General features: G+C 64.1%; 10 protein-coding genes and 2 pseudogenes. 3 read left to right on the forward strand and 9 right to left on the reverse strand.

Translation table 11 applies throughout. The features are described 5' to 3' along the window. Window positions 1-127: 127 nt before the first annotated feature. The 3 genes and pseudogenes from ASG92_RS16750 to ASG92_RS16760 form a co-directional block, all read left to right on the forward strand. Window positions 128-1,186: pseudogene (locus ASG92_RS16750) on the forward strand (ArgE/DapE family deacylase); the annotation flags it as partial. A 22-nt stretch (window positions 1,187-1,208) separates the two neighbouring features. Beyond that, window positions 1,209-1,697 carry a RidA family protein gene (locus ASG92_RS16755; protein ID WP_056630638.1) on the forward strand — a complete coding sequence of 163 codons (489 nt, stop codon included), beginning with the start codon at window positions 1,209-1,211 and terminating at the stop codon, window positions 1,695-1,697. Window positions 1,698-1,757: 60 nt separating this feature from the next. Further along, window positions 1,758-2,678, forward strand: coding sequence for a LysR substrate-binding domain-containing protein (locus ASG92_RS16760; RefSeq protein WP_056630640.1), 921 nt, complete (start codon window positions 1,758-1,760; stop codon window positions 2,676-2,678). Between the two features lie 720 nt (window positions 2,679-3,398). Here the strand turns inward: ASG92_RS16760 and ASG92_RS16765 are convergent. The 9 genes and pseudogenes from ASG92_RS16765 to ASG92_RS16815 all read right to left on the reverse strand — a co-directional run bounded on the left by ASG92_RS16765 (window position 3,399) and on the right by ASG92_RS16815 (window position 13,165). Beyond that, entirely contained in the window at window positions 3,399-4,298 is a 900-nt protein-coding gene (locus tag ASG92_RS16765) for an RNA polymerase sigma-70 factor (protein WP_056630646.1), read from the reverse strand. 5 nt (window positions 4,299-4,303) lie between these two features. Beyond that, on the reverse strand, window positions 4,304-4,885 hold the full coding sequence (locus ASG92_RS16770; RefSeq protein WP_056630649.1) for a carboxymuconolactone decarboxylase family protein: 582 nt from the start codon (window positions 4,883-4,885) through the stop codon (window positions 4,304-4,306). Between the two features lie 1,825 nt (window positions 4,886-6,710). Continuing rightward, complete coding sequence (locus ASG92_RS16785; RefSeq protein WP_056630659.1) at window positions 6,711-7,283, reverse strand: hypothetical protein; 573 nt, start codon at window positions 7,281-7,283, stop codon at window positions 6,711-6,713. A 531-nt stretch (window positions 7,284-7,814) separates the two neighbouring features. After that, window positions 7,815-8,714, reverse strand: a pseudogene (locus ASG92_RS16790) (ComEC/Rec2 family competence protein); the annotation flags it as partial. 864 nt (window positions 8,715-9,578) lie between these two features. Continuing rightward, on the reverse strand, window positions 9,579-10,661 hold the full coding sequence (locus ASG92_RS16795; RefSeq protein WP_200952001.1) for a Gfo/Idh/MocA family oxidoreductase: 1,083 nt from the start codon (window positions 10,659-10,661) through the stop codon (window positions 9,579-9,581). A gap of 87 nt (window positions 10,662-10,748) precedes the next feature. Further along, window positions 10,749-10,967 carry a hypothetical protein gene (locus tag ASG92_RS16800; protein ID WP_056630664.1) on the reverse strand — a complete coding sequence of 73 codons (219 nt, stop codon included), beginning with the start codon at window positions 10,965-10,967 and terminating at the stop codon, window positions 10,749-10,751. A gap of 34 nt (window positions 10,968-11,001) precedes the next feature. Further along, window positions 11,002-11,292: a hypothetical protein gene (locus tag ASG92_RS28420; protein WP_157372266.1), complete on the reverse strand. Its 291-nt coding sequence runs from the start codon at window positions 11,290-11,292 to the stop codon at window positions 11,002-11,004. A 121-nt stretch (window positions 11,293-11,413) separates the two neighbouring features. After that, window positions 11,414-12,145, reverse strand: a complete 732-nt coding sequence (locus tag ASG92_RS16810) for an XRE family transcriptional regulator (protein ID WP_056630751.1) — start codon at window positions 12,143-12,145, stop codon at window positions 11,414-11,416. A gap of 96 nt (window positions 12,146-12,241) precedes the next feature. Further along, entirely contained in the window at window positions 12,242-13,165 is a 924-nt protein-coding gene (locus ASG92_RS16815) for a sugar phosphate isomerase/epimerase family protein (protein WP_200952002.1), read from the reverse strand. Window positions 13,166-13,176 lie beyond the last annotated feature (11 nt).

Consider the following 13,176-nt stretch of genomic DNA (forward strand, 5'->3'; position numbering starts at 1 on the left):
CGCCGCCGCAAAAACACGGGCCCTGGAAACAGCATCCACGCGAGCACAAATAGATGAGGCACGCACAACACTTTCGCGAGCATCTTGACATGAGTCACTACGTCCCGGACTCGTTCCGGGAGCGGCAGGCGAAGCAGCGATCGCATCATTCACCGCGTCCTGGCTGGAATCCCGGGGATTCGAAATCACCCGGCTCGAAACGACCCCCGGCCGGCCCTCGATCGTTGCGGTAGCCCCGGGAACCGGCAACGGACAGAGCCTAATGTTCAACGGCCACCTCGATACCGTCACCCTCGCCGGTTACGACGGCTCGCCCCTGGAACCGAAAATCGAAGACGGGCGCATGTACGGCCGCGGCACCTTCGACATGAAAGCCGGCATCGCAGCGATGATGGTCGCCGCATCCGCCGCAGCCGCCCAGCCACATCGGGGCGACATCATCGTGGCACTGGTCGCGGACGAGGAGTTCGCCAGCGCCGGCACCGAAGAAGTCCTCCGGCACTTCACAGCAGACGCCGCCATCATCTCCGAACCCAGCCACGAGGACATCGTCATCGCCCACCGAGGCTTCGCCTGGATCGACGTCACCGTCCACGGCGTCGCCGCACACGGCTCCCGCCCGGATCTCGGCATTGACGCGATCGCCAAGGCCGGACGGTTCCTGACCGGAATCGATGACCTGGCCAGCTCCCTCCAAAACGGACCCTCACACCCGATCCTCGGATCCGGCACCGTCCATGCATCACTCATCCGCGGTGGAGAGGAAATCTCCAGCTACCCGGCCCAGTGCACCGTGTCCGTGGAGCGCCGCACCGTCCCCGGGGAAACCGCCGACACCTTCGAGACCGAGCTGAGGGCCATCCTCGACGCGATTGCGGCCACAGATCCCGACTTCCGCTACACCCTGACCCGCGGTCTAGAACGGCACCCCTTCGAAGTTCCCGCCGGGGCCCCGATCGTCCAGACCGTGATCTCTGCAGGGGAAGCAGTCACAGGAAAGGTTCCGGTGCTGCGCGGGGAACCTTTCTGGACTGATGCCGCGCTCATGCTCGAAGCCGGCATCCCCGGGCTCCTGTTCGGCGTCGACGGCGGCGGCGCCCACGCCGCCACGGAATGGATCGAACTGGACTCCCTGGACAGGGTCAGCCGGATCCTCGCCCAGGCCGCCGCCAACTTCTGCAACTGACTACACGATGACAAAGGAAGCCATGACCCAGAGCACCGAAACAGCAGCACGCACCCATCACAAGACCCGGCAACGGCTCGCCGAACTGGGACTGGAACTCCCCGACGTCGCCGTAGCCGTCGCCAGCTACGTCCCCGCCGTCAGGACGGGCAACACCGTGTACACGTCCGGCCAGCTCCCCCTCCGGAACGGATCGCTCACCGCCACGGGCAAGGTCGGTGCGCAGGTTCGTGCGGACGACGCCGCCGAACTGGCCGTCACCTGCGTCCTGAACGCACTGGCCGCGGCGGGCACCCACGGTGACCTCGACAGCGCCCGCATCCTCAAAGTCGTCGGCTTCGTCGCCTCGGCCCCCGGCTTCAACGGTCAGCCATCCGTCATCAACGGAGCCAGTAACCTCCTGCTCCAGGTCTTCGGTGACAAGGGCCAGCACGCCCGCTCCGCGGTCGGCGTCGCCGAGCTGCCCCTGGACGCCCCCGTCGAAGTGGAACTTATCGTAGAGTTCTCCTGACACCGGCACTCGTTGCTATCGAACGCATGAGGTCACCATGAACAGGCAGAGAGGACGGATGTGCTGAACATCGTCCGGTTAAGGGTCTTGCGGGAGTTGTATCACCGCAAGACCCTTTCTGCCGTGGCCGAAGCCCTCTCCTACAGCACATCAGCGGTTTCCCAACAAGTCCGCCTGCTCGAAAAAGAAGTCGGCGTGCCCCTGGTCGAACCCGCCGGACGGCGCCTGCAGCTCACGCCCCAAGGCCTGATCCTCGTCGCCCACGCCGAACAGATCCTGGACCTGCTCGAACGGGCCGAAGCCGACGTCTCCACATCAATGGAACAGCCTCGCGGAACGGTCCGGATTGCGGCCTTCCAGTCCGCAGCCCTGACCATAGTCCCCCAGGCCCTCAAAGAGCTGCGCCGCCTCCACCCCCAGCTCACCATTGAATTCGAACAAGGCGAGCCGGAGACAACACTGCCGGCCCTCGCCTCATCCGAATACGACCTCGTCATCGCAGAGTCCTACCCCGGCATCCCCGTTCCCTCCACGCCAGGAGTCACGACGACGAGGATCCTGGAAGATCCCCTGTGGCTCACCATGGACGCTGGCCTCGCGGAAACCCTTGATCCGCACAAAGACATGATCAGCCAACTCTCAGACGCCAAATGGGCCGTGGAAACAGCAGAGTCAGCCCCGAGAACCTGGGTGACCAACGAATGCAGGAAAGCCGGTTTCGACCCACAAGTCGTCTGCTCTTCCGAAGACGTCCTTGTCCATCTGCGGTTCGTCGAAGCCGGCCTCGCCGTGGCCGTGCTACCCGGCCTGGCCCTCGCAGGAGCCGCACCCAACGTCCGCAGATACCCCACCGCCCCCGGCATGCAGAGCAGAACGATTCTACTCGCCGGCCGCGAAGCGTCGATGAAACGCCCTTCCATCATCGCCGTATCCACAGCACTCCAGCACGCCGCGGCGGCCTATGGAAGCGGAACAACGTAATCAGTCCCGCCATCCGGTACATCCCCGCTCCCGCGGGGCCCGGACCAGCGCACCCATAACTGCCGCCCGGAATCGAGGACTACTGCTGATCCTTGTGCTGCAGCCAATAATTAATCGGCGCAGCTCAACCTCGCAACGCCAACGTTCCTCGGGGTATCCAGTCACGCCTACTTCTCACGCCGTCCAGTCCGGTTAGTGCTGGCCCGTGCGCGCCCACGCAGCTCTCTCTGCCGTCGATGATCTGGATTCGCCCGCTCTTGACCTGGATTTCGGGCCCATGCCCAACCCCGCTGCCCCATCTTGAGAGACTTGGCCGGACGACAATCGGACTATTGACGTTTCCCGACGCTAGTTCGATTCTAAATTCAGTGATCACTGATCTCGCGCATTTACCTTCCCAATTCTGAGACTTAGGAGAATGCTGTGACCAATTACCTCAAAATTGTGGGCGCGGCCTCACTGCTGGCCTTGACCCTGTCAGGCTGCGGGGGCAGTCAAGCTGGGCCCAGCACAAATTTGAGCCCTACCGGTGGTGACGAATCGATACAAGTCAACGAGGCCGCCCGAACCCTACTTCCCTCGGAAGTGAAAGCGATGGAACATTGACAGTTGCTTTAGATCCGTCCAATGCTCCCTGGGAATTCTATGACAAGGACAACAAGACCATCTGTACGAGGCCACGCCGACTGGCGCCGAGATCGCTATGGAGGGTCTGAGCGGCTAACGCGCCAGCCGGGTCTCCTCCTCCAAGTGGCCGAGCTTGTCCGGGTTCCGCATGGCGAAGATCCGTGCGATCCTGCCGTCCTCCACCACCAGGCTGATGAGTGACGGACCGCCTGCTTCGTCGTCGATCCGGATGCCGAGGCCGCCGTTGAGCCAGAGCAGAGCGATTTTCGGGTTGAGCGCGGCCTCTGGGAAGGACCGCAGCAGATTTGTCACCTTCTTCGCACCGTACACCGGCACGCGAACGGCCTGCGCGACGCCGCCGCCGTCGGCGATGAGTACGACGTCAGGCGCCAGCACGTCCATCAAGCCCTGCACATCCCCGGTGGTGACCGCCGTCAGGAACCGTTCGACGACTTCCTGCTGCTCGCTGCGCTCCACGCGCATGCGGGGGCGCCGGGCGGCCACATGAGAGCGCGCACGGCTGACGATCTGGCGCACGGCGGCCGCTGACTTGCCCACGGCCTCGGCAATCTCCTCGTAGGGCACGTCGAAAGCCTCCCGCAGTACGAAGACCGCCCGCTCCACAGGGGTGAGCGACTCGAGAACCGTGAGCATGGCGATCGAGACGCTTTCGGCCAGTTCCACGTCCTCGGCGACATCCGGCACGGTGAGCAGGGGCTCGGGCAGCCATTCCCCGATGTAATCCTCCCGCCGCCGTGACAGCGTGCGGAGGCGGTTGAGCGCCTGGCGGGTGACGGTACGAACGAGGTAGGCCCGCGGGTCGCGGACCCCCGCGCGGACGTCGGGGCCTAGTTCAGCCCACCGGAGCCAGGCCTCCTGCACCACGTCCTCGGCATCCGCGGCGGAGCCGAGCATCTCGTAGGCGACAGTGAAGAGCAGGCTGCGGTGGGCGACGAAGGGGTCCGGCCTGTCAGTGGCGCCGAGGCTGCTCATGCCGCTCAGGCTACCCCGTGGCCGCTGCGCACTGCGAGCGGCTTCAGCTCACAGGAATCCGCGAATCCCTCGGATTCAATGCCGAGGGCCACGTTGCCGCGGGTCGTGAGGTTAGCGAAGCCGATGACGCTGGTCAGTTCGATCAGCGCCGGCGCGCCCAATTGCTCGAGCAGCCGCGCCGACAGTCCGTCGGTCACCGAGACGGGCGTGGCGCTCATGGCCTCGGCATACTCCAGGACGTCCCGCTCGAGCGCCGTGAAGACGTCGGACTCGCGCCAGCACGGGATCTGCCGGGCCTTCTCCAGGTCCAGGCCGTGGTTGTGCGCCATGAAGTAGTTATAGTCCAGGCACCAAGTGCAGCCGATGAAGGAGGCCACGGCCATGTGAGCGTAGGACTTCAGCGACTCATCGCAACTGTTCCACTTCTGCAGCTTCTGTCCGAAGCCCATGGATGCCTTGAGAACGGGCTGGTTGTGCCACATGACGCCCAGCGATTCCGGGACTTTGCCGAACATCTTCGCGCTGAACTTCTTGATGAGTGCGCCGTAGAAACCGGTGATTTCTGCGGCCGGGATCCTGGTGGTCATGTCTCCTCCTGCGGTCGGTTCTGGGTCCTACGACATGAAGACACCGCCCGCGCCCGATCTGTGACAGCGACGCCGTGAAACTGCCTGGGAAACGCCCGGGGTACAGCGGCGCCTGTTCTTCCCGTCCCGAGGACCTACGACGGGGGAAAGGTCTAGTCTCGGACGTATGGGCAGCGATCCCGTGCCGGGGAGGAGGTTCCCGGACGCTCCGTCCTACGATGTGCACCGCCGCGTCGTGGAGACGTACGCTCGCGACCTCCCGAGTGGCAACAGCCTGCTGGACGCCCTCGCGAAGCGGACGAGCCGCGGGGGGCGCAAGGCCGAGTTCGAGTTCACGGCCACTCCATACAACTTCTGCGAGGTCCTCTGCGTGGCGTCCCCGGAGACCGCCGTGGCCCTGCTCGACGCGGGGATCACCACGGCGGACGAGGCCGTCGCGTTCCTCGAAGAGCARGGGCTCGACGATCTCGTCGAGGACAACCACGACGCCGCGGAGGCCGCGCTCCGCTGGTCAAGGCCGTTCCGGGCAATACGAAGCGGACGAGCCGCGGGGGGCGCAAGGCCGAGTTCGAGTTCACGGCCACTCCATACAACTTCTGCGAGGTCCTCTGCGTGGCGTCCCCGGAGACCGCCGTGGCCCTGCTCGACGCGGGGATCACCACGGCGGACGAGGCCGTCGCGTTCCTCGAAGAGCAGGGGCTCGACGATCTCGTCGAGGACAACCACGACGCCGCGGAGGCCGCGCTCCGCTGGGCGGCGATGCCTTCGGAGGTGCTCGACCGCTTCCAGCACTCCCCCCTGTCCTTCTATGACGACCCGGAGGGCTTCGAGGAGAAGCTGGGGGAGGACCTGCTCGGCAAGCTCCGNTCGACGCGGGGATCACCACGGCGGACGAGGCCGTCGCGTTCCTCGAAGAGCAAGGGCTCGACGATCTCGTCGAGGACAACCACGACGCCGCGGAGGCCGCGCTCCGCTGGGCGGCGATGCCTTCGGAGGTGCTCGACCGCTTCCAGCACTCCCCCCTGTCCTTCTATGACGACCCGGAGGGCTTCGAGGAGAAGCTGGGGGAGGACCTGCTCGGCAAGCTCCGCAGGAACAAGACGGTCTGGGCCGCCGCGCAGGAGCGCAGGATCGATCTGCGAGACATCCTCCAGATCGGCATCTCGCGGTTCCTCGACGCCGAGGACGACGAGGGTACCCTCAGTGGGCTGCTGGCCAGCCTGAAGTCGGGTGCAGATCAGCCGGTCCGGGCCGAGGACATCAGCGGCTGGATCGAGCGGTTCGGGATCGGCCGGGCGACCCCGAACGAGGTCAAGCAGGGGGTCTACCGGCTCGCAGTACGGCATGGCGGCGACTTCGCCGCGCAGATCCCGCGGGATGCACGCACCATGAGGCTTGCCGACGGCCTCTCGCGTGCCGCCCACGGCGAGAGGCGTGGTCTGGACATCGAGCGGCGCCTGATTCTGTTCGGGGCGGACGTCTTGGCGGGGGCCTCGCGGGCGGCAGGGCTGTCAGCCTTGCCGGACGAGCGCGACCTGATGAGGCTCGCCGACGCGGGGATCACCGCCGCGCAGGCAGCCGAGGGGTACCTGAGGGGGATGAGCGCGGCCCAGATGGTCGCGGTGCACCAGTCCCGGGCGTCTCAGACGGCTGGATCTGAAGCCATCCCCGCATGTGAAGAGGCCGAGCCCTGTGCCCTGTGGGAGACAGGGGACTCAGCGCTCGGGAGACAGGCGGTCACTGGATGTGGAGACGCGGGCGTAGCGTGGCCAGAGGGGCAGACAAAGGAACCTCTGGGATGAGCAGCGCCGGGCCTAGGTTGGACTCAAAGAATGCGTCCGCTCATACGGAGACCGCCCACGGTCTTTGTATAGATCGATTCGGGTATGACCGCTTGCTCCGTCCCGAGCCACATGAATACCCGGTCACGGTGTTCGCAGGCTATTCCAGTTGCGCCGTTCGCGAACAGGGCCCAACCGAGGACGCGGTCGCCGTCGACGTTCACGTGGTGCGGGCTGCCTTGCGTCAAGCGAATAGATCTGAGGGTATCGGCAAGAGCCGAGAGCAACCGTCTCCTGGCAAACTCGGTCATCTCGGTGGCGAGGGCTGTGATGAGGAATGCGGCGTGATAGGGGCCGGGTCGATCGGGCTTGAAGGTCGCCAGGCACTCGGGTGCGTCGGCTCCGGCGCCCGGTCCTGACGCGATGGCGAAGCGTGCAACCACCGTCTCTCCGGTTGTACCTCGCCTTACGGGTGTGGATACGCTGCCAGGCTCGTTTCCCTGTGTGTCTGTGCGGACTGCATAGGGGCCAAAGGCTTCGAGTTCCGCCCTCATGCGGTCACGGAGGGAGGAGTGGTGTGGGACGGAGTCCCTGCGCTCGTACATCGATCCGCCCATGGCGCTATTCTCCATTGAGCCGCTGCGTGATGGCCATCCCCACTAGGGATTGCTCGGCAAAATAAGGAACTAAGGCCCCCTCCGTGAACGGGCTACAGCTCGCTCGCAAGCTTCGAGCAGTAGTTGCATGGTCGTAGCTCATCACTAAGGTGCGAGGTCAAACGTGGCCTCAATACAGCCCGAACCCGTCGGAATGCTACTTGGAGGTCCCCCAGTATTCTCGCGAAAGTCTGGTCGAGGCTGCAGGCCCCTTAGGGGGCAGTATCGGTTTTCAACGCGAGCCCTAGTAGGACCATGAAAAGCGCTGGTGTGGAGGTCGTCTTCTCCGCAGGGTATTTCGCAGGTCTCGAACGGTGCAAGCCATGGCTTTCGTCGAGCGGTGGTAGTGCTGTGCCCGAGGATTTCATCCCCATCCCGTTGATCAAGTATCAGCCAGTCTTCACCAGACCTGAGACATCGATGCGCCTGCAAAAGCAGGAGACAGCTGCTCCGTTGAAAATGATCGGTGAAGGTTCGTACGCCATCGTCTACTCATTCATCGATCCGGACTACGGCATCAAGGTGGCGGTCGAGCGTGAGCCTGCCACGGCGCAACGGCTGCACCAAGCCGCGGCCGTTCCTGCGAGGAGGGCCGGGCTGCGTGGACTTTCCTTCCAGTATCCGGTCAAGCACACAGGCTGTCCGGTGGTGGGCAGCCAGCACCAGACGGATGGTTCCGGCGGGATGGGCCGCCACCCAGACTGCCAGCGCAGTCAGGACGGAGAACAGCACCATGGTGAGCAATCCGAACGGGCCCTCGGGCCAGGGCGGGGCCGCGCCCGGCAAGCCCGCCATGAACCTGGCGATGCAGGCCACCCCCGTTGCGAAGAGGCCGGCCATGCCGATCAGTGCGGTGGCCAGCCACGGCAGGAGCGGCACCAACGGCACGGCAGCCGTCCCCAGGATGGTGACCGGTGCCACCAGCGGCGCCACGAGCATGTTGGCCAGCAGCGAGTACGTGGCGAACTGTGGTTGCAGCACCACGATGACGGGTCCGCACAGCAGCTGGGCGGACAGGGGCACTGCGATCCCGGCGGCCGCCCAGCGCGGGACCGGGTGTGGAACCCACTCCGTGATGCGCCGTCCCAGCACGATGATCCCCAGCGTGGCCAACACAGACAGCAGGAATCCAAAACTGGTACCCAGGGCAGGATCGATGAGCAGCAGGGCGATGACCGCCAGGCACAGGAAGCTCAGCCCCCTCCCGGCTCTTCCACCAGCCAGTGATGCCAGGGCGATCGCGCCCATCAGCGAAGCCCTCAGGACACTGGCGTCCGGGCCCACCATCAGCACGAACATGCCGAGTCCGGCCAAGGCGAATGCGGCAGCCGGCAGCCTGGCCAGGCGCAGGCTGCGGGCCGCCAGCAGCAGGGCCCCTAGGATCAGGCTGCAGTTGGCGCCAGTGAATGTTAAAAGAGGAGGTGGCTCGGTTCAGGCCCGTGTTTCCCCTGTTCAGGCAAGGTTCTCGGCATTCAATGGGCCCCTGGCACGGCGATCAAGTCGACCGTGCCGAGCTTGACCGGAGGACGATAACGCACTTCCGAGAGACCATCTGAGAGGAGGTGACTGACGAACGTTCAAGAACGAGGTGGGTCGGCATGGGCCCAGGTCGCATCGTGCTCGCTCAACCAACCAGCGTCCGTCTGACGGACGAGAAATCGGGCACATGGATGATCATCGCGTGGGACGCGGGCTCGAGCTCGGTTACGAAGACCCGTGTCCGGCGGAGGCCGCCGTCAACAGTGCGCCGCCGATTGTCTCCCGAAATTTTGTCGCCCGGGAGTCCAAGTGGGCAGGCTCGAAAAGGTCACCACGGCGCAGCATCATCGCGATCGGGCGAAATTCGCCGCCCCACCGATCGTGCATCGTCTTGCCTGCTCCCGGAGGTGGGTGTAAAAGGGTCGTGATGTCCTCATACACGAGCAGAAAACGCGCCTGCGATTACCGCACAATTAGGCACAACCGCTGTGATCACCACATGCTCACTAGTTGTTGAGTTCCGTTGCCGCAGTGGAGTCGCCGGCTCCACAATGTCGCGCTGAATCCGGCCGACCTGGAATGGATCCTCGCACCACTTCCCCCGGCCTGGCCGAGCTCGGCCGCCGGGTCGGGGCGAACGAGCGCACGCTCTCCCGGCTGTTCCGCGACGAGGTCGGGATGGGCTACACAGTGCTAGGCACTTGTCCTGGGCGATGCGGGCGGTGGTGAGCACTCCCCCAGCGAACGGCTGTCATATTGTGGGCTCCGCGTCCAGTATCACGCCTGAGCCACTTGAACTGATGCCCCCAGCTCTTTCTCGGACCGGTAGCTGGCGTCGATAATCCGCGCCACGGCAAGGGCATCCTTGACGGGTGCCACCACAGGTGCACCAGTGCGGATGCTGTCGACCCATCCACGCATTTCCGTGCGGAAATTGCTGATGTTCTCCAACTCGGGCAGCTCAGAGAACTTGTTCGCATCAGTACGGGCGAACGGCGGAGTGAAATAGCTCTGCGTCCATTCGGTCCAGCCGGCTGACCAACCAGCCCGGTCCTTCTCGACGTAGACTCTCAGCCTTTGGGGAAGGACGCCGATCTCGATCATTCCAGCGGTGCCGTAGACGGATATACCTGAGCTTTCGAACCATTCGAGACGGTCGTGGCTGTCGAAGCTGAACGTAGCGGATATATCGGAATAATTCAGCAGCACAGCCGCGGAGTCCTCGCGGCTCGACTCGTCGGAGAGCATCGCGGACTTGCGAACTCGTGCATTGACGGACTCGGGGACCCCAAACATGCTGACCAGGGAATCGATCATGTGGCACCCGATGATCCACAGCGCCCCTCCCATGTCCGCCGGCTGATTTAGATGTGCAGTGAGATGCTCACCGGCCAGGGCGGCACCTCTGGCCGACACACTGACCACATTCCCGATGGTCCCGGCGTCTATGAGCTCCTTTGCCCGAGTGACCGACTGCGCCAGGCGAACGTTGTAGCCGACCTGGACTACCAACCCCGGAGCAGCCAGGATCTCCGCCTCGGCCAGCTTCAGCAGGTCATCGACAGTTCCGCCGCCCGGCTTCTCGACGACGACAGATTTTCCGGCGGCAAGGGCCCGCAGGGCATGGGGGACCATGTCCTTGCTCTTGGAATGGACCATGACTGCGTTGATGCGCCCGTCCTCGAGCACTCCGTCGATGTCGCGGGGCTCCATGTCGTACTTGTCGGTGAAGTACTGCAGCCGCGGATCGTCGTCTGCGGCGGCCACAACCTCGACGCCCTCGATTTCGCGGAGGGCACGAACCCGTGCGGAAGCGTGCGGGTGGGTGATTCCCAGGAGTCCTACTACGAGCGGTTCCAACGGGCTGTCTCCTATCGGTTCTTGTAACAAGGCATCGGTCATGGTCGGTCCGGGCGGCTCACCGGATTGTGCTCCAGGCGAGGTGCCCTATTCCGTCAGCAGTTGATTTTCAGTGCCGTGTGGCAGGGCGCGGCTTGCCGCCGGCGCCGCGACTTTATCCGGTTCCTCCTGCCACCAGCCTTCCCAAGCGAAGGATGCAAGGACTCCCTGGGGGAACCCCGCCTCTTTGGGGTCATGGGACGACGCGTTGCCGTCGCCTCCGTAACCGGCCCCATCGACCAGAACCGAAAAGAGGTTGAGCAGCATTTTCATCGTCCTCCCCAAAGTGAAGTGAGTGAATTCAAAGGTCTGGTCCTGAGCGCTTGGCCAGGTCTATCGGATCGGCGTAGGTCCTGTGAACCTCGGTTTTGGTGAACAGGCGGCGGCCCGTGCCGTCGCTCAGGAGCCGCCACAGGTACTCGCCGTCAGCGGATACGGTGTCGACCGTTCCGGTGTGCGAAGTCTTCCCGGACAGCACCAACACAAGGTCGCCCGGGCTCAGTTCGTTCCAGTGGACAGGAGTGGTCGCAGTGCTTGGCTGCGCCTCACCCGAAGGTCCCCGCCAACGGTAGCGAGTGGATGAAGAATTCAACTGGGGACTCCGTTCCATATTCCGTGAGAGCAGGTGTCGCTCTCTTTCAGCTGCTGATTTGTGTTGTATGCATGCAGAGCCAAAGCGTAAATCCGCTGCGAACGGGCAGTCTCCGCCAGGGTTATGCGACCGGTGAGACAGACTTGTCCGGCTGATGGCTTCGCCGGCCGACCACCACCCAAATTGCGATGCAATCTTCGTTGAAAGGATTGCTGAGCCGGTGAGGAGCGGAAGAGACGAAGTTGATGCTGTCACCGGCGCTAAGGGTTCCCGCGGAGGAGCCGGCCTCCACGTTGAGTCTTCCCTCAAGGATGTGGAAGTATTCGTGTCCCCCGTGCCGCATGAGGTTGTCCGGCGGGCATGATTCGGTGCCGCTTCGGTACGTGACGCGGAGCAGTTCCACGTTGGGGTCGTTCTCAGCGGTGAGTCGCTCCCAGAGGACACCATCGACACGGAGTTTTGGACGGTCCTTCGCTTCCAGGAGTCCGGGAAGTTCGTTACTCCCTGTAGAAGGCACCAGAGGTGTCACCGCACCTTCGGATGACCAAGGCTGCCCGTCCTCATTGTCGGCTGGAGTTTCAACAACCCGAAGACTGGTACCTGTCGATGGAAATTGCCCCGCATCCTGCATTACCGCATCAAGGGACAAGCCCAGTGCTGACACGAGGGCGTAAAGGGTTCCGACAGACGGTGTTGTCCGGCCCAGCTCGACCTGTGAGACGAGGCTGGCGGAAACGTCCACACGGCGCGCCAGCTCGCGTACGGAGAGCTTAGCGCTCTGCCGGGCGTCACGGAGACGCATCCCAAGCTGGATGGCAGCATCCGATCGTGCCTCGGGGGCTGGTGCGCTCATGGTGTTCTGCTTCTCTTCTGTGCTCAGTGCGGTCCGGCCCACGCGCCACCCCTGCCGGGTAGCGCGTGGGCCAGGCTTAGTGTGGATCAGCTCGGGTTAGACCTTTTCGGACTGTTCCGCGGCGATCAGTTGGGACGCTGCCTCCAGTGTCGCCGCGGCTGAATCGTGGGCGCGTGCCAATGCCTGATCCAACGGCAGCAGGCGGTGGGATTCCGCGAGGATTTCCACGCCCCAGTGTCCGCGCCATCCGGCTTCATGAATGGCTTTGACAAAGGCAACCGTGTCGAGGTCACCTTCACCGGGGTACAGACGCTCATTGATGGTGTCTTCCCACAGCGAGCCCCTGACGTCCTTACGGGCATCATCGATCTCAACGATGAAGACCTTGTCCATGGGCAGAATGGCGGCCAGGTCTTCGTAGCGTGTGCCGCCGCGGCTGGTGTGCCACGTGTCAACGGTGAGCCCGCCGTGCGGGTTGTTGACCTCGCTGATGAACTTCGCGCCGATTTCGATCGTCTTGAGGTTGTTCATCGGCATCGGCTCCAAAGCGACGCGCGTGCCCACTTCCCCGGCCTGGGTGGCGAGCCGGTCGAATTCCTGGTGGAACGCGGTTTCATCGACAGGCGCTGGTTCGCCTTCCAGGGCCAGTTCGGCGCCGATCTTGATGGTTTTGACGCCGAGGATCTCTGCAGCGTTGAACAGGACCTTACGCCAGCGATCGGATTCTTCGCGTTCGGGGCCGGTCTTCCACCAGTCCGCGAGGAATTCCATCTCGACGTGGACGATGCCGTTGTCGTCCAGCAGCTGGCGGAGCCCCTTGAGACCAATGGTCTTTTCAATCTCGGGAAGGTCGGCGTGGATAAAGCCCAGTCCCTTCCAGCCGGCCTTGGCGGCAGCCTCAACCCGGGTGCGCACGTCGATCGGGCTTGTCTCATCGCCCCGAAGCGGTGCTGCGTTTCCTGCCCAGGTCCAGCAGGAGGCCAGGAGGTCCCGGTTCTCAATGATGTTCGTGTCGTTCACGTTCGTCCTTT

Source organism: Arthrobacter sp. Soil736 (assembly GCF_001428005.1).
Classification (GTDB): Bacteria; Actinomycetota; Actinomycetes; order Actinomycetales; family Micrococcaceae; genus Arthrobacter.